This is a genomic window from Chloroflexota bacterium (genome assembly GCA_023475225.1).
Lineage (GTDB): Bacteria > Chloroflexota > UBA6077 > FW602-bin22 > JAMCVK01 > JAMCVK01.
This window is the reverse complement of the sequence record JAMCVK010000036.1, coordinates 51,497-77,082: the sequence shown is the minus strand read 5'-3', so window position 1 is coordinate 77,082 and position 25,586 is coordinate 51,497. Positions and strand designations below refer to the sequence as shown.

Genomic DNA, 25,586 nt, shown 5'->3' with positions numbered 1-25,586 from the left:
ATGAGATGGCCAAGAGTATCCTGAAATCATATAGAGAGTTGCCCGCCCTGCCTCGAATCTTCCGAGAGGAATGTTACCGGCTCCTCACGGCAGTGCAGTTCCTGACCATTCTCCCACCCTTCCTCCAGCGCGAGGTCAGCGTAGCCACGCTGGGTCGCTCGCTGGCCTACTTCCCTATAGTTGGGTTGCTCTTAGGACTTATCCTGGCTGGGCTGGACGCGCTCTTACAGCTCGCCTTCCCTCCAACCATAGTCAACGCTCTGCTGGTAGTCTCTTTAGTGTGGCTCACGGGCGCTCTGCATCTAGATGGGCTCATGGATGCCTGCGATGGACTCTTCAGCCACAAGGAAGCGCCACAAATGCTTGACATAATGCGAGATAGCCGTGTCGGCGGCTTTGGCGTGGTTGGGGCCATCTCCATATTGCTCCTTAAGTATGCCTCATTGAGCGCCTTGCCAGCCGACTTCCGTCTGGGTGGGCTCATCCTGATGGCCACCCTCGGACGCTGGGCGATGTCCTACGCTATCTGGGCCTTCCCTTACGCCCGCAGTCAGGGAAAGGGCACACCCTTCAAAGGGCAGGCCTCGCGGGGACAGGCCCTCCTTGCCACCCTCCTGACCACTCTGGTAGTGGGGTGGTTTTTGCAGGTATGGGGGATAGCGCTCCTTATCTTTATCTGGCTGAGCACCTGGCTTCTGGCGAAATATATCATGACTAAAATTCCAGGCCTCACTGGAGACACTTATGGGGCGATCAATGAAGTGACCGAAGCTATCACTCTATTACTCCTGGTTGCTGGAAGGACGATGAACCCATGAGTACCAGTAGACAGATACCGCGCTTGATCATCGCTGGGGTCAGTAGCGGTGTGGGTAAGACTACCATAGCTACAGGCATAATGGGGGCCTTGAGACGGCGCGGATTCAAGATCCAGCCTTTCAAGGCCGGGCCTGACTACATCGACCCCAGCTACCACAGTCGCATCGCCGACGCCACCTCGCGCAACCTGGATCCCTGGATGCTCCCAGGGGCATCACTGCTCGAACTCTACCTCCACGCTGTGGAGAAGGCCGATATAGCCATAATCGAGGGGGTGATGGGACTCTTTGATGGCCGCTCTGGGCATGAGGAGACAGGCAGTACAGCCGAATTGGCTAAACTGCTCCGCTCGCCAGTCCTCCTAGTGATAGACATAAGTAAGATGGCTCGCAGCGCCGCTGCCGTCGTTCTCGGCTATCTAAATTTTGATCCTGAGCTGCGCCTGGCTGGGGTTATCCTTAACCAAGTAGGGAGCGAATCCCACCGACGTTGGGTCACTGAGGCCATCGAGAAGGCCACCCGCATACCTGTAGTCGGTTATCTCCCCAGACAGGAAGAGCTCGTCCTCCCCGAGCGCCACCTGGGACTGATCCCCACCACAGAGGGGGATGCCTGGGACGAATTTCTAGAGAGACTGATCCAACAGGTCACGAAGACTATCAACTTGAGGGAGGTAGTGCGCATCGCTCGATCAGCCGAACCGTTGCCTGCGATCACTACAGGCTTATTCACCAAGGAGCAACCAGAGAGGCAGGTGAGCATCGCTGTGGCCCAGGATGAGGCCTTCAGCTTTTATTATCAGGACAACCTGGACCTCCTCAGCGCCTGGGGGGCAAGGCTCCTCCCCTTCAGCCCACTGCATGATCCAGCGCTTCCCTCTGACATCAGCGGAGTTTACATCGGTGGAGGTTTCCCCGAGCTCTACGCCGCGGGCCTGTCGGCGAACCGATCGATGCAGCACTCAATCAAAATGGCCGTAGCGGCCGGCATGCCCATATACGCTGAGTGCGGGGGGCTGATGTATCTCTCCCAAGGCATCGTCGATTTCGAGGGGAGGCGATACGAAATGGTAGGGGCGATACCCAGCCAGACTCTTATGCGCCAGAGAAGGATGCGCCTGGGATATGTGACGGTGAGAGCCCGCCGAGATACCCCTCTCCTACAACGTGGGGATACAGTACGGGGACACGAATTCCATTGGTCAGAGTTAGAAAAGAATATAGCCAAGACGGAAGCTGCCTACGATGTGCTGGATGACCGACCAGGGCGGATGGAAGGCTACAGCAGGGGACATCTGCTAGCCTCGTACGTGCACTTACATTTTGGCAGCAACCCTGCTCTGGCCCCTAACTTCATCGCCTCCTGTGCCCGCTGGGCAGAGAAGGGTACAGCGTGAACGAGATAGCTATCTTAGTCATCGCCTTAATCCTTGATCTCACTCTCGGCGAACTGCCGGCGTCGCTCCATCCTGTGGTATGGATGGGACGGCTCATCACCTTCTTAGAGAGGTACGCCCCTGAGAACGGGCGCGGGCCACAGCTCCTTTATGGAGCAGCGATGGTGTGCTTCGGCGTACTTCTTTTTGCTGTGCCAGTGTGGGTTCTACTCGGTTATTTAGAGCATTGGCCTACACTGATCTACATATTTATAAGCAGCCTGCTTCTCAAGGCAACCTTCGCCGTAAAAGAACTACACCGCGCCGCTCAGCAGGTAAAGGGCCCACTCCTTGAGGGGAAGGTGGAAACAGCCAGAGCAAGATTGAGAAGTCTAGTAAGCCGTAACACAGATGAACTGGCCGAACCACTGACCGTGGCCGCGGCGGTGGAGTCGGTGGCTGAAAACACCAATGACTCCTTCGTCGCACCCCTCTTCTATTATCTACTCTTCGGTGTGCCTGGGGCTATCGCCTACCGCTTGATCAACACCTTCGATTCTATGATCGGTTACCATGGTCGCTATGAATACCTGGGTAAGGTGGCTGCTAGGCTGGATGACCTGGCCAACTTTGTGCCCGCCCGTCTGGCGGCCCTGTTCATGGTGATAGCGGCTCATCTAACAGGCAACGATGCCCAGCAGGCATGGCACATGATGTTGCGCTACCGCCGAGTCACCGAGAGCCCCAATGCCGGTTGGACGATGAGTGCCATGGCCGGAGCGCTAGGCGTTCAGCTCGAAAAGGTGGGACATTACAAGCTAGGCGAAACCAGCACCCCGCTATCCCCAGCAATGATTGATCAATCTTTATCTATTATGTGGGCCACTGTTACGCTCACCGCTCTATTCTCTCTGGCCATCGAGGTGGTGAGACATGCTACCTAAAGAATGGTTAAGGGACCTGGCCATCTGTCCCCACGGTACAGCAAATCGAAGGGAGATGGAGCAACTCGGACTTAGTCCTCAGGATATCCTTGACTTCAGCGTCAATTCCAACCCCTTTGGTCCTTCGCCTCGCGTGGCGCTCGCTCTGACAGAGGTGGATGTCGCCCGTTATCCCGATAGCGAAGCCATAGAGCTACGCCAAGTCCTGGCCAGAAAGCTAGGGGTTGCTATGGAGCAGATCATCGTTGCTAATGGTTCGGTGGAACTGATCTGGCTCCTGGCCCTGGCCTATATCCGCCCAGGGGATACTGTGCTCATCAGCGGCCCTACCTTTGGTGAGTATGAGCGGGTCAGCCGCATCACCAACGCCAGAGTCATCGAACAGAGAGCCCGGGTAGAGGATGCGTTTCGTCCGGACCTGGACCAAACGCTAAGACTCATCCGCAGGGAGAAACCCCGATTAGTCTTTCTCTGCAACCCCAACAATCCCACCGGCGTGTACCTGGAGCGCGGGAGGCTAGAAACCCTCTTGGCCGCCTGCGAAGATAGTCTACTAGTGCTTGACGAGGCCTATATAAACTTCGTGGAGAACCACTACTCCACCGTCGATCTTATTGAGCACAGCTATACCTGTCTTCTCCGCTCACTGACCAAGGATTACGCCCTGGCCGGCTTGAGGCTGGGCTATATCCTGGCAAATAGTAGAATCATCGGCGCCCTGCGCAAGGTGTGCCCGCCCTGGAATGTTAATGCTGCTGCCCAGGTGGCCGGCATAGCCGCCTTGCAAGATGATGAACATCTGGAGAGCGCATGTAGAGCCATAGAGGAAGCCAAGCGCTATCTTATGTATGAGATCACCGCCTTGGGACTCAGGGTCCTCCCGACAGCAGCTAATTTCTTCCTCGTTGAGGTGGGCGACGCCACTCTCTTCCGCTCAGCCCTGTTAAAAAGAGGCTGCTGCGTGCGTGACTGCACCTCCTTCGGGCTACCCCGATTCATCCGTATCGGTATACGCACTCAGCCGGAGTGCGAGCGGCTGGTAACAGCTATCAAGGAGGTGCAAATCCTTGGCTAGACTATTCCTTGTGCGCCACGGCGCAGCCTTGGCAATGAACACACTGCGCTATCAGGGCCATAGCGACGTGCCGTTAAGCCCTCTCGGCCTGAAGCAGGCGGAGTATCTGCACCAGCGACTGCTCAACGAGCCCCTTGAGGCCATTTACAGTAGCGACCTGCAGCGCGCCTCAGAAACAGCCCAGATCATCGCCCGTGGACATAAGCTTGTGCCTGTATTGCGCCGTGAGCTGCGGGAGAGGTGCTTCGGAGGATGGGAAGGACTAACCTATGCAGAGATACGTTTGGATTACCCAGAGTTGATAGGGGCGCTACACGGCGACCCAAAAGATGCTGCCCCACCTGATGGCGAATCTCTGGCCCAATTAGAGAGGCGAGTAAGCATCATATTCGTCGATATTGAGCAGTGGAATGGGGTGGTACTGATAGTCAGCCACAGCGGTCCTCTGCGCCTGCTCCTCTGTCGGCTTTTAGGGCTTCCTTCAGGGTCCTACTGGCAACTGCGCCTGGACTATGCCAGTCTCTCGATCGTTGATATTTACCCTGAGGGAGCCATACTCTCCCTCCTGAACGATACCTGTCACCTGAGGGGTACAGAATGAAGGCTAAGACTATCATGGTGCAGGGCACTGCCTCCTCGGTAGGTAAGAGCATCCTTGTCGCTGCCCTCTGCCGCATCCTCAGACAGGATGGTTATCGCGTGGCCCCGTTTAAGGCCCAAAATATGGCCCTTAACTCCTACGTCACGGCCGATGGCGGGGAGATAGGCCGGGCTCAGGCGGTACAGGCAGAGGCGGCCGGCATTGCGCCTACAGTGGATATGAACCCCATCCTCCTCAAACCGGAGGCCGATACCCGCTCCCAGGTTATCCTGTTGGGGCGACCCTATGCCACCCTCGCAGCCGGGGAATACTATCGTCACCGCACTGCCTTCCTGGACATCGTCCAGGAGAGCCTGGAGCGGCTGCGAGCCACATATGAGGTGGTAGTCATCGAAGGCGCCGGCAGCCCGGCGGAGATAAACCTGAAAAAAGACGAGATCGTGAACATGCATGTGGCCAAAATGGCTGCCTCCCCAGTGCTGCTAGTAGGCGACATTGATCGCGGGGGCGTCTTCGCCGCCTTGGTAGGCACACTCACCCTCCTTGACCCCGATGAGCGCGCCCTCGTACGTGGCCTGGTCATCAACAAATTCCGCGGCGACCTCTCTCTCCTGCAACCAGGGTTGGCCCTTCTAGAAGAACGTAGCGGCGTTCCCGTTTTAGGCGTAATCCCTTACCTCCACGCCCTTAAGGTGGCTGAGGAGGACTCCGTCTATCTGGAACAGCGGCCTTCAGCTCTCGATCCTCCCCACCTCATTGACATAGCCGTGATCCACTTACCCCACATCTCCAACTTTGATGACTTCGATCCCCTTGGACAGGAGGAGGAGGTGAAGGTACGCTATGTAAGGAGGGTGGCTGACCTTAGACAGCCCGATCTCATCATCATCCCGGGTACCAAGACTACCATCGCAGACATGCTGCATTTAAGGCAGACTGGCCTGGCCGACAGAATCATCGCCCTGGCCCAAGGGGGCACCCCTATCATCGGTATCTGTGGCGGCTATCAGATGCTTGGCCAGACGATCCAGGACCCCTTGGGTGTAGAGTCTCAAGGGGGAATCGTAGCTGGCCTCGACCTTTTGCCGGTCAACACCATCTTCCAGGATAAGAAACTTACCCACCAGGTGAAGGCTACGGTGAACCCTCAGCCTGGCTTACTCGAACGAGCAATCGGCGATGAGATAGAGGGGTATGAGATTCACATGGGTCGCACAAGTACGGTAGAAACGCGCCCTCCTTTCACGGTAATCTGGAGGGCTGGGACATCGGTCAGCGTGCCGGATGGTGCCCTCGACCCAGAAGGGCACATTATCGGGACATACATGCATGGCCTCTTCCACAACGCCAAGCTGCGGGCCTCGCTATTGCAAAAATTGGCCGAGCGCAAGGGGCTAGATCATCTCCAATGGGGCAAGTCCATCCCACAGGAGGAACCATACGACCGGCTGGCCGCCGTGGTTAGAGAAAGCCTGAACATGCCCCTATTGTATAGGATCTGTGGTCTGAGGGATGATGACCATGTCTAAGCGCTTAATTCTAATTCTGGGTGGTGCACGCAGTGGCAAGAGTGCCTTCGCCGAGAGGCTGGCTGAAGAACAGGGAGGCGCTGTCCTCTTCGTGGCTACGGCTACAGCGGAGGACGAGGAGATGCAGCAGCGCATCACCAAACACAAGCAATCCAGACCACCGGGCTGGCGGACGCTGGAGGTCCCCGTCGGGATAGCGGAGAACCTACAACAGGAGAGATACAAAGCTCAGGTAGTGCTCATCGACTGTCTGACCCTTCTTACCGCCAATCTTCTCTTAGAGAATACAAACAATACACTCGCCGCCGAGAAACGGCTGGAGAGCGAGATAGAGGCGCTACTCCAGTACTATGATCAGAATGAGGCTACGCTCATCATCGTCTCCAATGAAGTCGGTATGGGACTCATCCCACCCTATCCTTTGGGAAGAGTTTATCGTGACCTCCTTGGCCGGGCGAACCATATCCTGGCCAAGCGGGCCGATGAGGTCTACCTGATGGTAGCTGGATTACCCCTGCCCGTGAAGATGCTATCAAGAGACTGAACAGTGGGGGTTCCAAGGGGGTGCAGCCCCTTTGGCCGGGTTTTTCAGACGGATGTGCCCCAAAATACAAAAGGACTGCCGAGCCGCCTTGATGGGGAGTGCAGGGGGGGGCGAAGCCCTCCTGCCGGGGGTCACAGGGGGTGTCCCCCTATTCAACAAAAAAGCCCGCAGGGCTACCTTGAACCCCCTTGAGGGGGTTTGGGGGAGATGTTCAACATTCTTATCAATGAAGGAAACAACATCCGAAGACGATCTATCGCATGGCTTGCCTCCAGAGGGAAGTAAACTTTGAACGGACTTCGTCGCGTCAAGGTGCTTATGCCAGGCACCTGCGGGGAGCTGGTGCAAGGCACCATCAATGGGACCCCTTTCCTCGTCTCCTGTCCCATCGACGTCTTCTCGGCGGTAACCGTCGAGCTGGGGGAGGATAGAGGGGGTATCAGCACCCCAGCAGATGCACCTAAGGCCGCGGCTGCCCTGCGACTGGCCTTGGCCCACTTCGGCCGAACACACCTGAGCGCTAGACTTACCATCTCCTCCCCTCTACCACGCGGCAAGGGCATGGCTTCCAGCACGGCCGATATCGCCGGGACAATTTACGCCACAGCCATCGCTCTGGAGAGATACATCAGTCCCCAGCAAGCAGCTGCCCTGGCCTTAGCCATCGAACCTACCGATAGTTCTGTCTTTCCTAATTTGGCCATCTTCGATCATCGAGGGGGACGGCTCTACCAGGAACTGGGTACTCCTCCACCTATCGACATCATCGTGCTGGACTTCGGTGGTGAGATAGACACCATCACTTTTAACAACTGTGACCGCTCAGCAATCCTGAGAAGGCTGGAACCCCAGACGACTGAAGCGCTGCGGCTAGTACGCCGAGGCATCGCTGAGGGGAGGCCTGAGCTGGTTGGTCAAGGAGCGACCATCAGTGCTCAGGCTAACCAGCAGCTCCTGCCCAAGCCGCAATTAGACACGGTATTGAATTTGGCCCATGGGATGGGCGCCATTGGGATCAACGTCGGACACAGCGGTACGGTCATCGGCATCCTGGTAGATCGCCGCCACAGCGACCCAGCACAGGTGCTGGCCCAGGCCAGGCAAGAGCTGCTCGAGCTGGAGATGTCCTTTGTCTGCCGACTCGTAGGCGGAGGTTATAAGAACGGCTACTCCCGGGTATTGCCCTCCAATAACAAGCCTCTCCTGCCCCATGCTATAATCTAGCCACACCGATCAAAGGATACAGAGCAAGCTATGCCAAACGGAGAAGTCGCCACAGGGAAGACGCTGGAGAGGCGGACTCGAGATATGCTCACCCTACCATTCTCGGATAGTCTCCTAAGCCAAGGAATGGTGATGTTTCTGGCTACCTCTATGGCCAACCTCTGCAACTATGTTTTTCATATCATCATCAGCAGGCTGCTCGGACCGGTCGATTACGGAACAGTGATCTCCCTCCTCTCCGTCTTTATGATCCTCTCCATACCCTCTATACCCCTCCAAACCGTGCTTACCAAATATGTCGTCAACCTGCAGGTCAAGGCCCGCTACGCCGAAATGGGCTCGCTGTTAAGACGCGCCCTTCGCTTGGGTACCGTATATGGGCTCTTAGCCTTCTTAGCCGTCCTGCTGGCCAGCCATTACATCGCCTCCTTCCTGCATATATCCTCCCCTATACCGGTGATGGTGGTCGGTGGACTATTACTTTTGACAGCCCTGCTACCTTTAACCAGGGGGGTATTGCAAGGACAACAACAGTTTTTTCACCTGGGGGGCAACATCATCGCCGATGCCTTTATACGCCTGATAGCCGGCGTCTTCCTCGTTTACTTCGGGCTTGGCCCTGGTGGGGCCCTCGGCGCTTCCCTTGTGTCCGGGACATTGGCTCTCGCCCTTAGCCTTATCCCTTTGCGTTCCCTTCTCCTTCAGCCGGATGGACACGAGGAGATCGATGTAGCAGACATTCGGGGTTATTTCGGCGCCGTACTGGTGGGTCTGCTCTGCTTCACCATCCTCACCAACATTGACATCGTAGTCGTAAAACGTTTCTTCAGCCCGGAAGAAGCAGGCTACTATGGTGCTGCCTCTCTGGTGGGCAAGATCATCCTTTACCTGCCTGCTGCCGTGGCCATCGTCGCCTTCCCCAAGTCAGCGCAGCGCTATGCCATTAATCAGGACCCTTCCGGTGTGCTACGCAAAAGCGTCTTGATAGTAGGCAGCATATCCCTCTTTCTCACCTTGCTCTACTGGCTTTCCCCTTCCCTGATCGTCAATATCCTCTTCGGTGGCAGCTATGCCCCTACGGCCCAATTGATCGGCGCCTTCGGCCTGGCCATGGCCTTCCTCGCCCTGGTGCACATTCTCATCTACTATCACCTGTCCATCCACAACCAGGGCTTTCTCGTCCTGCTAGTCACCTGCACCATAGGAGAGGCAGTGCTCTTGCTGGTTTTCCATCAGAGCCCGATTCAAGTTATCAGCATCGTGGCCTTGGGTGGACTAGCCATCTGCATCTTAAGTGAGTACTTCTTTCACACCCTCACTGGCGCCCCCCGGAGAATCTAGATGACCACCCCCAAAGAGAAATTTTCGATCATCATGCCGGCCTACAATGAGGAGGATTACATCCTCAACAGCATCGAAACAGCCAGCCAGTTCCTAGAAACGATCGGCTATGATTATGAGATCATCGTCGTCGACGATGGCAGCAGCGATGCTACCCGCCAAAGGGCCGATAAGGCCCGCCTGGCGGCGAATAGGTTGAAGATCGTGCACTATGATATAAACGTGGGCAAGGGACATGCTCTAAAGTACGGCTTTCAATACGCTACAGGGGACTTGATCGTCTTCCTGGATGCCGACCTTGACCTGCCACCGGAGCAGATTCAAACGCTGTACGAGGCGATGCGCCGCTCCAGGGCGGAGGTCGTCGTCGGCTCTAAAAGACACCCAGAGTCAAGACTCAACTATCCCTGGCACAGAAAGGTGATGAGCGATATTTACTATATCCTGATCCGTATGCTCTGCGGCCTCCCCGTAAAGGATACGCAAACCGGTATAAAGCTATTCAGCCGAAGGGTACTCGAACAGGTTCTCCCTCGTCTGCTGGTGAAGAATTACGCCCTGGACCTCGAGCTGCTGGTCAATGCTCACCGCCTCGGCTACCGGATCACCGAGGCACCGATCACACTCACCTTTCAACGCCCCTTCAGTCGCCTGCACTGGCGAGATATCCGTAACATCCTGATGGATACCATGGCTATTTTCTATCGCACCTACATCCTGGGTTACTACGATAGACCGATCGTGAGACCACTTCCCCCATCCAGCAACCAGCTCACACCCCTCACCACCACCCCACCCGTCTCCATCGTTATTGCCGCCAAGGAACCTAATCCCTATTTGGACAAGTGCCTGGCCTACTGCGCACAACTGGATTACCCAGACTTTGAGATCCTGATCGTGCCCGACTACCCCTTTGAGACAAAGGGGGAAAAGGTAACAGTCATCCCCACGGGCCCGTTACCCCCTGGCCAGAAGCGAGACCTGGCTACAGCCCACGCCAAAGGGGAGATCATCGCCTATCTCGACGACGATACCTTCCCAGATAAGATGTACCTACGGAATGCCATTAAATACTTCCGCGATGAAACCGTGGGCGCTGTTGGAGGACCAGCCATCACCCCACCGGATGACGGACTGATGCAAAAGGCCAGCGGCCTGGTCTACTCCTCACCACTATGCGGCGGCAACCTGGCCTTCAGATACATACCTAAGAAGCGTAAGGATGTCGACGACTTCCCTACCTGCAATCTACTGGTACGCAAGGATGTCTTCCTGGCCGCCGGAGGCTTCAACACCAGATTCTGGCCTGGCGAGGATACCAAGCTCTGTCTGACCATCACTAAAGAGCTGGGTAAGCGGATTGTCTATGCCCCAGAGGTCGTCGTCTGGCACCATCGGCGCGCCCTTTTCGCCCCGCACCTGCGCCAGATTCTGAGCTACTCGCTGCATCGTGGCTACTTTGCCCGTCGCTTCCCCCAAACCTCCCGTAAATTGCTCTACTTTATACCCACCCTGTTTGATCTGGGGTTGGTCGTCGGCCTGTTCCTAGCCCTGTTTAGTCCTACACTCAAAGCCATCTATCTGGGATCTCTAGCCATCTACCTGGCCGTTATCGTCATCAACGGTTTAGCCATCGGGCTCAGCACGAGAGATCCCAGGCTTGCTCTGGCCGTCGCCAGCGGCATCATCATTACCCATATCCTCTACGGGATCAACTTCGCCAGGGGGCTCCTATCCAGGTGGCTTAAGGAAGAGAGGATGGGGGAATGAAGGTTGCTATAAGCTACCCCCCCCTGCCGAAGGCCAAGGGCCATCCAACGCTGGGACAGAATAGGCAGTTCCAGTACTTCTCCCACCCGTCGTTCATCTACCCACTGGTGCCGGCTTGGGCCGCTACTCTTTTGCAGGCGAACGGCTTCGACGTTATCTGGAACGATGCTCTTGCTGAGGGTTGGTCCTACGCCCAATTCCTCCACTTCTTCAGCACAGAGAAGCCCGACCTGATGGCCATCGAAACAAAGACCCCCGTTATCAAACAGCACTGGGAGATCATCACCACTCTGAAGGAGATCAATCCAGCCACGCAGATTGTGCTGATGGGGGATCACGTCACCGCTCTCCCCGGCGAGTCGCTGGAAAATTCCCTGGTTGACTATGTGCTCACCGGCGGAGATTACGATTTCTCCCTGCTCTCCCTGGCCAGGCACCTCCGTGATGGCGAGTCTCCACCTAGAGGGCTCTGGTATAGAGAGGGAGAGGCGATCAAGAACAGCGGTCCCTTCGTGCTGAACCGTGATCTGGACAGCCTGCCTCTTATAGACCGCGACCTGACCAGATGGACCCTGTATGGTGAACATCTGTTTAAGAAACGCCCAGCCACCTATACCATGGCCGGACGTGATTGCCCCTACGGACGCTGTACCTTCTGCGCCTGGACCACGCTCTACCCTCGCTTCCGCGTCCGCCACCCAGCGTCATTGCTCACCGAGATCGAGTTCCTGATTGAAAGATACGGTGTTAAAGAGATCTTCGACGACACAGGTACCTTCCCCGCCGGTGGTTGGCTCAAAACCTTCTGTCAGGGAATGATCGAACAGGGCTACAACCGCCAGATCAAGTTCTCCGTCAACATGAGGATGGGCGTATTGTCTCAAGCCCAGTATGACCTGATGGGGCAGGCTGGGTTCCGTGTCTTAAAATTCGGGCTGGAATCGGCCAGCCAGGACACTTTGAATCGCCTCCGCAAGGGCACAACAGTGCCCCAGATCATTGAGTCTTGTAAGATGGCCAAGCAAGCCGGTTTAGAGGTACATCTGACGACGATGGTAGGCTATCCCTGGGAGAGCCGGGAGGATGCTCAGCGCACGCTCGATCTGGCCAGGGAGATGTTGACGGCCGGCTACGCTGATATGCTCCAGGCGACGTTGGTCATCCCTTATCCCGGGACAGTCCTGTTCGCCGAAGCGCAAGAAAATGATTGGCTGCGCTTCGCTGATTGGGAACGCTATGATATGTCTAAGCCTGTGTTGCGCTCGCCGATACCTGACCCGGAGCTACTGGCCCTAGTAAGGGGCCTCTATCGCTCATTTCTAACGCCGCAATTTATATGGCGAAAGGCCCTCTCCATCCGTAGCCCAGCAGATATCGGTTTCTTCTGGCGAGCCGGTCTGGCCGTGCTGGGACACCTGCGAGATTTCGGGCGGCTATATCGATGAGATCTGTCTCCATCATCATCCCCACTCTTAACGCCGAAAAGGTCTTGTCCCAGTGTCTCGACTCCATCAAAGGACAGGATTACCCGGCGGACAAGATAGAGATCATCATCGCCGATGCTGCTTCCACCGATAGGACGCTGGAGATCGTCAGGTGTTACACGGATAAGATTTACCGGAATGAACTACAGACCGCTGAGGCGGGCAAGGCGTTGGGGCTTAAGCACGCCTCACACGAAATCATCGCCCTGATTGACTCAGACAACGTCCTGCCCTGTAGCGATTGGCTGGCCAGGATGACTGTCCCCTTTGCTGACGCCGAGATCGCTGGGGCAGAGCCGTTAGAATACACCTATCGACGGCAGGATCGTTGTCTCAATCGCTATTGGGCCTTGCTGGGTATGAACGATCCGCTCTGTCTATTTTTAGGTAACTATGACCGCTATAGCACCCTCACTCAGAGGTGGACACAGGCACCTGTGTATAGCGAGGACAAAGGAGACTATCTGAAGGTCACCTTAGACAGACAACCCCTGCCCACCATGGGAGCCAATGGCTTCCTGATTCGTCGAGAGCTCTTGCAGAGATGTGCGGTGCAGGACTACCTGTTCGATGTTGACCTAATCCAGGAGCTGACCGCACGCCAGATAAATAAGTTTGCTAAAGTCAAGGTGGGCATCGTTCACCTCTTCAGTGAGGACATAGCCACGTTCATACGGAAACAGAGACGACGCCTGAGGGACTATCTGTACTATAGCCGACAAGGGTTACGGCGCTACCGTTGGGATCAGGTAAGCAGAAAGGGCATCCTTAAGTTTATCCTCTATTGCCTGCTTGTCCTTCCCCTTGTCGGACAGAGCGTCGTCGGCTATACCAGGAAGCCGGATCCAGCCTGGTTCTTCCATCCGCTCGCCTGCTGGCTCACCCTGGGCATTTACACGGTGGGCAGCCTTCAGGCTGTATTCAGCACAAGCCGGCAAAATAGAGACGATTGGAGACAATAGCCTATGTTGGGACGCAGGGTATTTGTCACAGGGGGAGCCGGCTTCATCGGCAGCAACATCGTGGACAGGCTGTTTCAGGAGGGAGCCGCACAGGTAACCGTTTACGACAACCTGAGATCCGGCCACAAGGGGCTCCTTCAACAGCACTGGACCAAGCCTAACTTCCGTTTCGTGCAGGCCGACCTGATGGACCTGGAGCAACTCAAGGCAGCGATGAAGGGACACGACTTCGTCTTTCATATGGCCGCTAACCCAGATATAAAGTTCGTCGCCACACGCACCGACGTAGATCTACAACAGGGCACCATCGCCACCTATAACGTCCTGGAGGCGATGCGCGAAAATGGCGTTGGGGCCATGGCCTTCTCCTCCAGTTCTGTAATTTACGGGCAGCCGACAGTCATCCCTACCCCCGAGGATTATGGGCCCTTGCTGCCCATCTCCCTGTATGGCGCCAGCAAGCTGGCCTGCGAGGGATTGATCGCCGCCTATAGCCATCTCTTCCAGACATCGGTCTGGATCTTCCGCTTCGCTAATATCGTCGGTCCCCGCCAAACGCATGGTCTCATCGTGGACCTCCTCGCTAAGCTGAAAATGGACCCCTACAACCTGGAGATTCTGGGTGATGGGAAGCAGAAGAAGTCCTATCTACTAGTTGATGAGTGTGTTGAGGGCATGTTCTACGCCATTCAGCACTGTGGGGAGGGATTGAACGTCTTCAACCTGGGTAGCCAGGATAGCCTCACCGTCGACCGCATCGTCCAGATACTCCTTGAGGAGGGAGGCTATCGCAACGTCGCCCTGAGGTACAGTGGTGGCGATCGCGGCTGGCCAGGCGATGTGCCCCTGATGCTCCTGGATGTCAGCAGGATCAACCGCCTGGGCTGGAAGGCCCACCTGACCTCCGAAGAGGCCATCAGGATAGCCATACAGAGACTGCTGAGATGCCGATAGCGCTGGAGGGGGATCCCCAAAACGAAGAGCGAGGGCCTACCTACTGGGGCGGACTCTCAGGCACTATCGCCTCCCTGGGGATAAGTCCAGTCTCCTTGAGGATGTCTCCCCCATTGGCCACCGTCACCTGCCCAGCTTTCGCCCAGGGAGTATCCACTCGCCACTGCTGCAACACGGCCCGTTGACCACGCAATACGAAGACGTTCTCGTACTCCCCATAGGCCATGGGCAAACCGAAGTGGGCGATGGGGTCAGGATCGGCCAAGTAGCGGGCCTTGATGGCCGGGTTGCTATCCAGGAGCTTCAGGTGGCGCTGCACGATCTCACTCCAGGGAAGTCCGGCATCGGCTGACCAGTCGAAAGACTTGGGCACCTGACGATAGGCCAATAGCCAGTCGTCCTTGCCCGCTTTGGAGAGCTCATCGAAGACGTTGACGAAGTAGACCTTTTCTACCTCTGGTCGCCACTGGAAGACCTGTTTTTGCATCACCTGGCTGGTGAAGCCATCCCAGATGAAGCGCCTTGAGGCAGGATAGCCCAGGGCTGGCACCCCGCCTAGGCGCTGCAACTCAGCCCAGAAGAGGGCCTGGGGGTCATTGGTGACGGCGTAGCCTGTGCCAGCGGGGGCCTCGCCCCGGGCCTGAGTGTAGAAGTGGCCGTTGGGAACCTGCCAGTCTAGCTGTCGCACAATGCGCGCGCCGGACAGGCCCCTATAACGGCCTTTGGCCACATCCAGAGTGTCCAACCAAATAACGACATTGCCGCTAAGACTAGCGGCGATTACTCTATCCCGAATGAGATAGGATCTGATGCGGGATTCAGTATCGTAGAGCCAAATGCCATCCTGCTCTGACCCTTGAAAAACTGACCATACTAGCAGCGAGCCATCCATGTGGGGATCAGTTGGAAGAAAAGGTTCCACAAGGTTAACATCCTCTCCTGTTGCCAGATTGGTAACGTACATCTCAGGACGGCAGCAGAGTAGTGCCCCAGGGGGAGGGAAACCCTTGACCCAGGCAATTCGGTCCCCGGACAGTGAAAAGCCGTAGGAAGGCATTGGCTCCGGGGGCTTGAGCTCTACAGCACTCTTTTGATCCAGATGGTAGACGCTAACCACGCCTATTACGTTGAACTTGATGCCGTGCAACCCTGCTGCTCGGTAGGCGACGCGACGACCCCAGATCTGGGGCGCGGTTTCGTCGGTGATCGGGGTCACAACGACTGGGAACTCGCGACGGGAAACGAGGTCATACCCATAGAGATCATACGAGCCTTCGTAATCGTTTACCCAGTTGCGCTTGTCTCGCCAAATTACTGTGGTTCCCCAAATGGACGGCATCTCTTGATGAGAGGGGTCGGTGGTGAGCCGCAATTCTTCTCTGGAGTCCAGGTTGAAGGCATATATATCCCAGTTGCCATTACGGTTATCAGCCCAGACGACCCAGGGCCTGAAAATCCTTGGTGCAACTTGGTCGCCAACGGCGGAGGAAATAACGAACTCTCGATTCCCTTGCAGATCAAATCCGTAAATATCCCAATCTCCTCCCCGCTTGTCCTGCCAAACAACTAGACCATCATGAATCGCGGGATTCAGTTTTTCCCCCGGAGGTCCAGATATGCGGAAAATTTCGGCTTTGAATGGGCCGTCAGCATGCACAACGTCCGTGCTCGCTGAGAATAAACCTGAGACGAGGGTTACGAATAAGGCAATCATCACCGAGCCTGTCAAGTGCACTGGAATACGTCTGTGCAGCATGGTGCTAAGCCAAGCCTCCTTACGGCGTGGGCGGCGCGATGATAGCCAGCTTCCTGATCCAGGGTCGAATTACCGTCCCATCGGCGTTCCCAGTGGTATCAGGATTGTAATTGGGGTCCGTGGTAGAATAATCTTTTGCGACAGCAGCATGCTTCCAGACGTTCTCCCCCGGCACCGGGTTCAGCTTACTGACTAGCCACACCATGACGCCCCCTGCCTGGGTAGCCGTCCTCATAAAATAGTTCATGTCGTTCCAATAGGCGGATGAGCCGAAATCATAATCTCTGTTGGAGCCCTCCTCCGGCTTCCAGCCCGCTTCGGTGATCCTGGCCGGGGCCAGATGGACCCACAAGTGCTCCTGAAGCCAGGTGGGGAAATACTGCTCCACTCGATGCTGCCAGGCGTTGTTCCTCCTAAAGTAATTGTGCCACGAGAAGGAGTTGTAAAGCTGGATCATCGCCTTGACCGACGCCCGGTTGTAGCCACCCAGTTCCCCAGTGTCTAACTGCATGGGCACTCCACCCTCAATATTGTACTCCTCTGCGTAGTTCTGCTGCGCTATGGGCGGCGTATATAGCTCTATGTTGCGAGTCCCCTTGTTTGCCTGGGTAGTGTTATAGACATCGGTATAATAGGCCGCTATGGTGTCCCAGGTCGATCCCAAGTAGGCGTTAAGCCCCCACTCTGTGTTGGGTTCGTTACCTGGCAAATAGCGACTAATCACCAGCCCATTATAAGCCAAAACCTTATCGTAAACTCGGAAAATTTCATCCACCACACCATTGTTCGGATGCCCCTCGAAGGGCTGACTATAAATGGGTCGGGTCTGCGGCGAAGGGTATATCCGCACAAAGACCTCCATCCCGGCCGGGTGGGTTACCCGGGCCTTAAGCCAGTCGGCTAGAGCCTTCTGGCTAACAGTCATAACCCAGTCATTAAGACTAGAATCCCAATCGACCAACTGCCTACTTAGTAGCACTACGGAGCCTGGGTTGTACTCGTTGAGGGCCCAGTAGTCTTCTTGGCGATGATCATCGTCCCTAAGATGCATGCCCCTTTTCGGGTTGGTGGTACGGGTGGCATTCTCATACTGATTCAGCCAACCACGCAGGTCAGTAAGGTCGCTGGCATAGATTATGGTTGCAGCAGTTCCTGCACTAGGTCCCCCTGGTGTAACCCCACTGCTCCAGTTGGGTAGCGCCCCCATAGATTTGCTGCTCCAGAGCCCCTGGATAGCCTGCCTCATCTCTGTGAAGTGCACCGCCTTGATCGGCATCTCAGCGGCCACAACCGGATCGGTCCAGGGGAAGGGTTCGAGCCCAGCGGCACTCCGATTGTTGTTGATGGCATTGATGACTTCCTGGATATCAAAGGCCCTTATGGGACTGCCAGGGGCAACGGGGTTCGTCCATTGCGTGGCCATAGCTCATCCTCCTTGACAGCATTAGAAAACCTTAAGGGTATAGAAGGTGACAGTCGACTGTGCTTCGTAGCTCGTTGATGTATACCACACGGATGTAGGTACTGGTAATGGCGGGATCGTCAGTCCAAAAAGCAGGCATGATGGTCGCTACGCATAGTAGCAGCCACCGCTATCGGCCACCTTGCGCGTCCCCGCAAAGAGACTGCCACTCAGTTTGATGTTACCAGCTACCTCCAGCTTTTCCCCAGGACTCGTCCCAATGCCCACGTTGCCAGCATTTGTGACTGTGATTAAATCCCCATTCACCTGCGTCCATAAACAAGCCTTCCCGTCAGGGTTATACCAGACGAACTTATCCCCAGCTACTGGTGAGGCCGGCCAAATCGTTAGGGTCCGTCTGGCAAATTCAAGCCCAGCGAGGCTGCCACTCACCCCTATGATGCCCTCCCCAGGCACATCACGGGGCATGAACGGACCTACCGTAAGGTGAGCATTTGCCCCTCCAATATGGAGCCGCGATGCCGGACCCGTCGTCCCTATGCCAACGTTGCCAGCATTTGTCAGCACCATCTTGATCGACCAGCCACCGCCATTAGTTTGAAACTGTATATCGCCGTCGGTTGATAGCAATTGGCCAGCGCTATTTACTTCGTAATAGGCTCGCTTAGCAGGTGTTGTTTGTTTTACTAAGATAGATGGGTTTACACTTCCTTCTACATGCAGCTTCGCCTCTGGACCAGTCGTCCCAATACCAACATTGCCATCTGTTGTAATTCTAACCTTTTCAGATGGCGTTCCTTGACCCAATAGAAAGACCAGCGCCGGTTTGACGTCACCCTGAACATTGTTTGTATTGATAACGCCGATTTCTCCAGCCTCTATACTGCCTCCATTATAATCGCGGTTTTTGAACAGGATGCTACCACCAGCACCAGCACCCGCACCCTGATAAGTGTAAGAGTCCCTCTCAATGATAATCTGTTCCCGAAGCGTGGTATCGCCGGTTCCATAAACTTCGTAAGTATGCAATCTCGCTCCCGGACTCTCTGTCCCAATTCCAACCTTGGCCCCGAAGATGACGTTACCCAGGTTCGCCGGAAAAATGTTGCAGCTACACTCGGGCATGATGACCTCCTTATTTATTCCCCTCTGGGGTAAGTGGGGTCAGGCTCAGCAGGAAACGCCCATCGTCCAGCGAGGTGATATCGAACAGTTGGGGGACGTATATCCGCAACGCTTTGACGAGGTCGGCTTTGGTCACCACCAAGCCGGTCACGTTCAATGGGGAAATGGCTGGGCCCATTGGGAGGCCCTGGAGGATAGTCCCCTCACCTGGAGCCGCTGCTTCCCGCTGGTAGGCATCCGCTGCCATCACGCCTCCTCTCTGGAGCTTGCTGCTGTGGAATAGTGAAATCGCTTCGGGCAAGTCCCTTTGGCAGGGGTCTTAGCGCCCTGTTGTTAACATTATAGCACTGCCCCCTCCCACTTGTCAGTACAAAGACCCTGGATTGACTGCCTGAAATCTGCTATACTGTTATTACTCAGGGAGGGGGTGAGTACTATGGCGAGAGAGCTAAAAACCATCGATATCAGTAATATCCCAGAACTGTTACGAATTGTGGAGGAGGTCCGAGCAACGCACGAGCCGCGCGTTTTGAAACGGGACAACGAGGAAGTAGCAATCCTCACCCCCACTCACCCAACCAAAAAGCGCATCCCCAGGGACAAGCCGTTCACCAAGAATGATTCATTGTGGAATCTTATTGGGATTGGCCACTCCGGTCTTGGGAATATCTCAGAGAATAAGCACAAGTACCTAGCCGAGGCATATCTCGACTATCGCAAGAGGGCATGAAGAACCACCCTTCGGCATCCAGCTCTCGCGTTTTCATCGACACCTCAGCCTACTTTGCCCTGGCTGACGATGACGATACCAATTACCACCGTGCTCAGGCTATACTCACACAACTGGCAAACCAGTGTTCGCCTCTTTTCACGACCACCTTCGTTGTTGCCAAGACCCATACACTACTACTTGCCCGACTCAACCAACACATTGCCACCAAGTTCCTCAAGGAGATCGAAAACAGCTCCACGACTGTTGTGCATCCTACTCTTTTGGATTTAAAGCAGGCACGGGCAACCGTTTATAAGTATGCCGACAAGAATTTCTCCTTCACCGATGCCATAAGTTTCGCGGTGATGGAGCGCATGAACATCAGCTACGCTTTAAGTTTTGATCGTCATTTCGCCCAGTACGGCTTTCATCTGTTGACTGCTGGCAAACCTTAACAGCCACCGACATTCAGAACCTCAGTTTTCACCAAGAAAAGAAGCGTACTAAATATGGGTATCATGAGTATCGCCCCTTGACTTCCCTTTATCGCTCACTACAATGAGGAGGCAAAGAGAGATCCAGCACTGTGAGAGAGGAGATCGCCGAGATGCAGGTGGTGATCCTGGCTGGCGGATTGGGCACCAGACTGCGCCCCTATACCTACGCTACGCCAAAGCCGATGATGCCCATCAACGCTAAACCGTTCCTGGAGCACCAACTTATACTCCTGAAGGAACAGGGATTACGGGACATCGTGATCTGTGTCGGCTACTTGGGCGACCGGATCGTTGATTACTTCGGCGATGGCTCCCGCTTTGGCCTGTCCATCCGCTATTCTCACGAACCACAACCGCTGGGAACCGGCGGGGCCATAAAGAGGGCGGAGAGTCTGCTGGAGGACCGCTTCATCGTCTTGAATGGGGATACCTTCTTATCCTTCGACTATGGAAAGGTCATCACCGCCTTCGAGCAGAGGGATACCCTAGGATTGATGGTGGTCTACGACAACAGGATAGCCATAGGGATCTCGAATGTCGCTCTAGATGAAGACGGCTTCGTCATGGCCTATAATAAATACCGCAGCACGATGGCCATGGGTTACCTAGATGCTGGGGTAACGCTGTTTAAGAAAGAGATGCTTTCCCTCATAGCGAAAGGAAAGGCGGTTTCCCTGGAGGAAGGGGTCTTCCCTCAGCTAATAGCCGACCATCAATTGGCTGCTTACCCAACCAGACAGAGGTTCTATGACATAGGCACTCCAGAAGGACTGGACTCCTTGAAAGGGATACTAAAATGATCATCTCGCGCACACCCCTGAGGATAAGCTTCGCTGGAGGGGGAACCGACCTGCCAGCCTACTATACGCAAGAGCCTGGTGCTGTCCTCTCCACAGCCATCGCTAAGTATATCTATGTCACCGTAAATAAGAAGTTCGATGACCTGATACGGGTCAGCTACTCCATCACCGAGATCGTCGAAGATGTTGACTCCCTGAAACACGGTTTGGTTAGGGAGGCCCTGAAGCTCGCCGGGATAGGTTCTGGAATAGAGATCACGACCATCGCCGATGTTCCTTCGCGCGGCACGGGATTAGGGTCCTCCAGCACCCTGACCGTCGGCTTGCTCAACGCCCTGGCCGCCTTTCAGGGTCAAGCAAAATCAGCCAAGATGCTGGCCGAGCAGGCCTGTGAGATAGAGATCAACCGCCTGGGCGAGCCCATCGGGAAACAGGACCAATATATCGCTGCCTACGGTGGACTACAGTTCATCCAGTTTCAGCCCGATGGAAGTGTCTTCGTCGATCCAGTGATCTGCCCCCAAGAAGTGAAACAACAGCTAGAAAGGAACCTGCTGCTGTTCTACACCGGCCGCACCAGAGAGGCCAACACCGTCCTGCTGAAGCAACGCCAAAAGACGCCCGCCAACAGAGATATCTTACGCAAAATGAGGGGGCTAGCCTTCACCTTGCGGGACTGCCTTACCAACAACCGTGACCTGGATAGGTTTGGCCAATATCTGCACCAGGGGTGGGAGTATAAAAAACAGCTGGCCAGTGGCATCAGCGATGCTCTGCTCGACAGCTATTACGAAAGGGCCCTGGCTGCTGGCGCACTGGGGGGCAAGCTCCTCGGGGCCGGTGGCGGCGGCTTCTTCCTCTTCTATTGCCCCGAGGATAGACAAGACGGGCTGCGCCACGCCTTAGCTGACCTGAAAGAGACCCGTTTTCGGTTCGAGCCCCAAGGGAGTAAAATAATCTACGTTGGAGATTAAATGGAAACGGTAGAAGAATCGATCACCACCTATCTGGCTGAGGTGAAGGCCAGCATGGAGGCCTTACCCCTTGACGAAATAAAGGACGTGGCTGCGGCCATCTACGAGGCCTACAAGTCGGGGCGGCAGGTCTTCATCATGGGCAACGGTGGCAGCGCCGCCGCCGCCACCCATTTCGCCTGCGACCTCACTAAGGGCACGGCCTTCCCTAACAGGAGACGCCTCAGGGCCACCTCCCTGGTCGATAACATAGCACTACTGACCGCCTGGTCGAACGACCAGGCCTATGAGGATGTCTTCGTGGAACAGCTGACTGACATGATCGGCGCAGGAGATGTAGTCATCGCTATCAGCACCAGCGGCGACTCGCCCAACATCCTACGGGCCATCGCCTATGCTAACCATTGTGGGGCGCTGACCATCGGCCTGGCCGGTGCTGATGGCGGAAGGCTTAAGGACATCGCCCAACATTGTTTGATCGTGCCCACCCGCTGTGTCGAGGCCACCGAAGGGCTACACCTGGTGATCCTGCACGCCATTAAACTCTGGTTGAGAGGGATGATCGGACTTGAGAGCGGTCTTTCTTGATCGCGATGGGGTCATCAATGTCAGTCCCGGCGAACATAAATACGTCGAAAGCGCTGAGGAGTTCGTCTTCCTCCCCGGCGTGAAGCGGGCGCTACGTCGTCTGGCCAAGACCCCCTACGCCATCATCATCGTCACTAACCAGTCGGTCGTCGGTAAGGGGCTCATCTCCCTCGCTCAACTGGAGGAGATTCACTATAAGATGCTCGAGGAGCTAAATCAGGCTGGCGGTAGGATAGATAAGGTCTACGTTTGTCCTCATCGCCCCGAGGAGAATTGCGCCTGTCGCAAGCCCAAGGGGGGCATGCTCCAGACGGCCGCCGCCGAATTTGGCGTAAACCTGAAGGAGTCGTTCTTGATCGGCGACAGTCTCGACGATGCCCAGGCTGGTTACGAAGCAGGTTGTCGGGTCATCCTCGTGCTCAGCGGCAGGTATCGTGGTGAAGCTACCACCAGTAAGAAATACGGCTCGTTTCAGCTGGCCACTGACCTGAGCGCAGCGGTGGAGATAATCATCGCCCGCCGTGAGGGGGATAGCGGCGCATGACCGCCCCTAAGTCCATACTGATCATCTGTCCCTTCTTCCGACCCAATGTGGGAGGGGTCGAAGCCCATCTGGATAAGCTCACCCGCCATCTAGCGCAAAATAACTACAACGTTCAGGTCATCACCTACCAGCCATTAACTACCCGGACGAAGGGTCTCCCGCTGGAGAAAAGCCCCAATCTGGTAATACATCGGGTACCCTGGTTCGGCCAGGGGCTGTTCCACAGGCTAGAACCGTTCTTTCCCCTCGTCTTCGCCTACCTTTTCCCGGGGCTCTTCCTGTATAGCCTCTACTTTTATCTGTCTCATCATAAAGAGATAGATGTTATCCACGCTCACGGCTTTGTGGCCGCGGCCATCACCAGGGTCTTGACCACCATCCACCGCAAGAGAACCGTGCTGAGCACTCACGCCGTATACGACCTGGGACAGCGTAAGGTGCTGGCCGCCATCATCGCCTGGTTACTCTCCCCCTTCGACTTCATCCTGGCTGTCGGCGAGCCCTCCCGGCAAGAGCTCCTCCAGATCGGACTGCCAGAGGAACGTATGGCCATACACCCTAACTGGATCGACCTGGAGCTCTTCGCCCCTCTCGATAAGGCTGAGAGCAGAGCAAGCCTAGGATTCAAACAAGACGATTTCATCGCCCTCTTCCTCGGACGCTTGATCGCCAAGAAGGGGGTGTTGTTGCTGCTCGAGGCCGCCTCCCAGGTCAATTCACCGCTAACCTTCGTCTTCGTCGGCGACGGGCCGCTGGCCGCCACGCTCCAGGAGCGCTCCTTGAAACAACCAAACGTCGTCTTCAGAGGACGTATCCCAGACGATGCGCAGCACACCATCGTGGAGTACTACAGTGCGGCTGACGTCTGCCTCCTTCCCTCCCAATACGAAGAGGGATTCGCCACGGTGGTTCTGGAGTCCATAGCCTGTGGAACGCCGGTCATCGCCGCCAACAGGGGCTGCCTGCCCTATTTCATCGATCCCTCTGTGGGACGGCTCATCGAACCAACGGTGGCCAATATCGTGGCGACGCTCGACTATTACTACCAGCATCGGGAGGAGCTGGAGAGATTGCGCATTAACTGTCGGGATTATGCCCTGGCCCATTTCAGTGAGAGGAACATCGAGGTGATCGAACGCAGCTATGACTGAGGCGGAAGAGACTGATCTAGAGACTGTTGAACAACAGGGTTCCAAGGGGGCTGGGGATGTGCCCCAGAGCACAAAAAAAGCTCACGGGGCTACCTTGAACCCCCTGCGGGGGTTTGGGAGAGATATTCAGCGCTCTCATCTACAAAGGATGCTCTCCCATGTGGGGGATATGGGACTACGCCGCCGCGTACGCACCATCCTGCGCTACCTGGACCTTAAAGATGACGATACTGTTCTGGACTGTGGCTGTGGCGAGGGCTTTTACCTCGAGATCATTTCCCGATTGTACAACTGTCGACTTTATGGGCTGGACCTGGACCGAAAACTTCTGGCGCGAGCCAGAGAGAGGCTAGGGGAAAGGTCAGGCGTAACCCTGCTCCAGGGCGATGCGACTCGCCTCCCCTTCCCCGATGAGAGCTTCGCTAAGGTGATCGCCTCCGAGCTCCTGGAGCATGTCCCCGATGACCTCCAGGCCATAAGGGAGATACGCCGCGTCCTCAAGACAGGGGGAATCGTGGCCATAACCGTCCCCAACCACAACTACCCCTTCTTCTGGGACCCCCTCAACAAGACCAGGGAAGCCCTCGGCCTGGGACACTTCAGCAAAGAAAAGGGGCTCCTTGGGGGAATCTGGGCCATGCACCTGCGTCTCTACTATCCCGCAGAGATTCAGAGGCTTGTTCAAGAAGCTGCGCTCTCCGTCGAAGAGATGGAGGGTTTAACCCATCGCTGTCTTCCCTTCAACCATAACATCCTCTATTTCTTCAAGCAGATCGTTTTCGAACGTGTGCCCTTACCCGCCAGCATTCACGCCTCGCTGGACAAGTTCGCCTGGGATCAAGATGGGACTTCCCCCTTCAATCCCATCCCCCTTTTCCAGAAGGTCCTGGACATCGTTGATAAGCCCAATGATGATTTTCATAGCCTGGATAAATCATCTATGTGCATCGCCCTCAAGGCTCGTAAATAGCTTCTTCTTGTGGTTCGCAGCGGCTGATACCCTCCAGCCTATCGAAATCGGTATCCCAGCTATAGATCCCAGGGACCTTTTTCCTTTCCATATAGGCGACATTGTAGGCATCAGCAAAGGAGAGATTCCTGTCCACATAGAGCTCAAAAGCACGGTGATAAAGATCCTTGCCCGGAAGTTGGAGTCCCCTCAGAGAGATGATGTCCAAGACAAGCCCCCTGATCTGGCTTCGAGGCGCCTGGTAGCGGTGCTGTAGGGTGAAGACGGTCTCAAAGATAACCAGGGGCGAGGTTACGACCTTCTCCTCACCCCGCTCAACCCTGGTCAATAGGGCCAGCGCTCGCCGTGCCTTCTCTTCATCGTCCCGCGTAAAGTAGCGCAGCAAGACATTGGTATCTAAGAAACGGGGTCGCATCGGCTCTCC

The 25,586-nt window shown here is 55.7% G+C and carries 26 protein-coding genes; 21 read left to right on the top strand and 5 right to left on the bottom strand.

Annotated elements, in window-relative coordinates; translation table 11 throughout:
* Positions 1-5: 5 nt before the first annotated feature.
* The 13 genes from cobS to M1136_08950 all read left to right on the top strand — a co-directional run bounded on the left by cobS (position 6) and on the right by M1136_08950 (position 14,622).
* Complete coding sequence (cobS, locus tag M1136_09010; GenBank protein MCL5075765.1) at positions 6-818, top strand: adenosylcobinamide-GDP ribazoletransferase; 813 nt, start codon at positions 6-8, stop codon at positions 816-818.
* Positions 815-2,215, top strand: a complete 1,401-nt coding sequence (locus M1136_09005) for a cobyrinate a,c-diamide synthase (GenBank protein MCL5075764.1) — start codon at positions 815-817, stop codon at positions 2,213-2,215. The genes cobS and M1136_09005 overlap by 4 nt, the downstream gene beginning before the upstream one ends.
* Positions 2,212-3,138 (top strand): cobalamin biosynthesis protein, encoded by a 927-nt coding sequence (locus M1136_09000; protein ID MCL5075763.1) that lies wholly within the window; start codon positions 2,212-2,214, stop codon positions 3,136-3,138. Before M1136_09005 ends, M1136_09000 begins: the two co-directional genes overlap by 4 nt.
* Positions 3,128-4,213 carry a histidinol-phosphate transaminase gene (gene hisC / locus M1136_08995; protein ID MCL5075762.1) on the top strand — a complete coding sequence of 362 codons (1,086 nt, stop codon included), beginning with the start codon at positions 3,128-3,130 and terminating at the stop codon, positions 4,211-4,213. The genes M1136_09000 and hisC overlap by 11 nt, the downstream gene beginning before the upstream one ends.
* The gene (locus M1136_08990) at positions 4,206-4,814 is read left to right on the top strand and encodes a histidine phosphatase family protein (GenBank protein MCL5075761.1); all 609 of its coding nucleotides are present in this window, start codon (positions 4,206-4,208) and stop codon (positions 4,812-4,814) included. Before hisC ends, M1136_08990 begins: the two co-directional genes overlap by 8 nt.
* Positions 4,811-6,343, top strand: a complete 1,533-nt coding sequence (locus M1136_08985; GenBank protein ID MCL5075760.1) for a cobyric acid synthase — start codon at positions 4,811-4,813, stop codon at positions 6,341-6,343. Before M1136_08990 ends, M1136_08985 begins: the two co-directional genes overlap by 4 nt.
* Positions 6,336-6,887, top strand: coding sequence for a bifunctional adenosylcobinamide kinase/adenosylcobinamide-phosphate guanylyltransferase (gene cobU / locus M1136_08980; GenBank protein MCL5075759.1), 552 nt, complete (start codon positions 6,336-6,338; stop codon positions 6,885-6,887). The genes M1136_08985 and cobU overlap by 8 nt, the downstream gene beginning before the upstream one ends.
* Before the next feature lie 288 nt (positions 6,888-7,175).
* Positions 7,176-8,111: a GHMP kinase gene (locus M1136_08975; protein ID MCL5075758.1), complete on the top strand. Its 936-nt coding sequence runs from the start codon at positions 7,176-7,178 to the stop codon at positions 8,109-8,111.
* A gap of 30 nt (positions 8,112-8,141) precedes the next feature.
* Entirely contained in the window at positions 8,142-9,452 is a 1,311-nt protein-coding gene (locus M1136_08970) for an oligosaccharide flippase family protein (protein ID MCL5075757.1), read from the top strand.
* Complete coding sequence (locus tag M1136_08965) at positions 9,453-11,222, top strand: glycosyltransferase (GenBank protein ID MCL5075756.1); 1,770 nt, start codon at positions 9,453-9,455, stop codon at positions 11,220-11,222.
* On the top strand, positions 11,219-12,667 hold the full coding sequence (locus M1136_08960) for a radical SAM protein (GenBank protein MCL5075755.1): 1,449 nt from the start codon (positions 11,219-11,221) through the stop codon (positions 12,665-12,667). Before M1136_08965 ends, M1136_08960 begins: the two co-directional genes overlap by 4 nt.
* A complete protein-coding gene (locus M1136_08955; GenBank protein MCL5075754.1) occupies positions 12,664-13,668 on the top strand; it encodes a glycosyltransferase family 2 protein in 1,005 nt (334 codons plus the stop codon). The genes M1136_08960 and M1136_08955 overlap by 4 nt, the downstream gene beginning before the upstream one ends.
* Before the next feature lie 3 nt (positions 13,669-13,671).
* The gene (locus tag M1136_08950) at positions 13,672-14,622 is read left to right on the top strand and encodes an NAD-dependent epimerase/dehydratase family protein (protein ID MCL5075753.1); all 951 of its coding nucleotides are present in this window, start codon (positions 13,672-13,674) and stop codon (positions 14,620-14,622) included.
* A 40-nt stretch (positions 14,623-14,662) separates the two neighbouring features.
* On the opposite strand, the gene M1136_08945 is transcribed toward M1136_08950, so the two are convergent.
* The 4 genes from M1136_08945 to M1136_08930 form a co-directional block, all read right to left on the bottom strand.
* Positions 14,663-16,378: a hypothetical protein gene (locus M1136_08945; GenBank protein MCL5075752.1), complete on the bottom strand. Its 1,716-nt coding sequence runs from the start codon at positions 16,376-16,378 to the stop codon at positions 14,663-14,665.
* A gap of 19 nt (positions 16,379-16,397) precedes the next feature.
* Positions 16,398-17,801: a hypothetical protein gene (locus M1136_08940; GenBank protein ID MCL5075751.1), complete on the bottom strand. Its 1,404-nt coding sequence runs from the start codon at positions 17,799-17,801 to the stop codon at positions 16,398-16,400.
* Positions 17,802-17,948: 147 nt separating this feature from the next.
* Complete coding sequence (locus M1136_08935) at positions 17,949-18,926, bottom strand: hypothetical protein (protein MCL5075750.1); 978 nt, start codon at positions 18,924-18,926, stop codon at positions 17,949-17,951.
* Positions 18,927-18,936: 10 nt separating this feature from the next.
* Complete coding sequence (locus M1136_08930) at positions 18,937-19,173, bottom strand: hypothetical protein (GenBank protein MCL5075749.1); 237 nt, start codon at positions 19,171-19,173, stop codon at positions 18,937-18,939.
* Between the two features lie 189 nt (positions 19,174-19,362).
* Between M1136_08930 and M1136_08925 the strand changes: the two genes are divergently transcribed.
* The 8 genes from M1136_08925 to M1136_08890 all read left to right on the top strand — a co-directional run bounded on the left by M1136_08925 (position 19,363) and on the right by M1136_08890 (position 25,162).
* Complete coding sequence (locus M1136_08925) at positions 19,363-19,656, top strand: hypothetical protein (protein MCL5075748.1); 294 nt, start codon at positions 19,363-19,365, stop codon at positions 19,654-19,656.
* Positions 19,653-20,093: a PIN domain-containing protein gene (locus M1136_08920; GenBank protein MCL5075747.1), complete on the top strand. Its 441-nt coding sequence runs from the start codon at positions 19,653-19,655 to the stop codon at positions 20,091-20,093. Before M1136_08925 ends, M1136_08920 begins: the two co-directional genes overlap by 4 nt.
* A 131-nt stretch (positions 20,094-20,224) precedes the next feature.
* A complete protein-coding gene (locus M1136_08915) occupies positions 20,225-20,935 on the top strand; it encodes a nucleotidyltransferase family protein (protein ID MCL5075746.1) in 711 nt (236 codons plus the stop codon).
* A complete protein-coding gene (locus tag M1136_08910) occupies positions 20,932-21,909 on the top strand; it encodes a GHMP kinase (GenBank protein MCL5075745.1) in 978 nt (325 codons plus the stop codon). The genes M1136_08915 and M1136_08910 overlap by 4 nt, the downstream gene beginning before the upstream one ends.
* Complete coding sequence (locus tag M1136_08905) at positions 21,910-22,497, top strand: SIS domain-containing protein (GenBank protein ID MCL5075744.1); 588 nt, start codon at positions 21,910-21,912, stop codon at positions 22,495-22,497.
* Complete coding sequence (gene gmhB, locus M1136_08900) at positions 22,478-23,041, top strand: D-glycero-beta-D-manno-heptose 1,7-bisphosphate 7-phosphatase (protein ID MCL5075743.1); 564 nt, start codon at positions 22,478-22,480, stop codon at positions 23,039-23,041. The genes M1136_08905 and gmhB overlap by 20 nt, the downstream gene beginning before the upstream one ends.
* Positions 23,038-24,192 carry a glycosyltransferase family 4 protein gene (locus M1136_08895; protein MCL5075742.1) on the top strand — a complete coding sequence of 385 codons (1,155 nt, stop codon included), beginning with the start codon at positions 23,038-23,040 and terminating at the stop codon, positions 24,190-24,192. The genes gmhB and M1136_08895 overlap by 4 nt, the downstream gene beginning before the upstream one ends.
* Complete coding sequence (locus M1136_08890) at positions 24,185-25,162, top strand: class I SAM-dependent methyltransferase (protein ID MCL5075741.1); 978 nt, start codon at positions 24,185-24,187, stop codon at positions 25,160-25,162. Before M1136_08895 ends, M1136_08890 begins: the two co-directional genes overlap by 8 nt.
* On the opposite strand, the gene M1136_08885 is transcribed toward M1136_08890, so the two are convergent.
* On the bottom strand, positions 25,146-25,577 hold the full coding sequence (locus M1136_08885) for a PIN domain-containing protein (GenBank protein MCL5075740.1): 432 nt from the start codon (positions 25,575-25,577) through the stop codon (positions 25,146-25,148). The genes M1136_08890 and M1136_08885 overlap by 17 nt on opposite strands.
* Positions 25,578-25,586 lie beyond the last annotated feature (9 nt).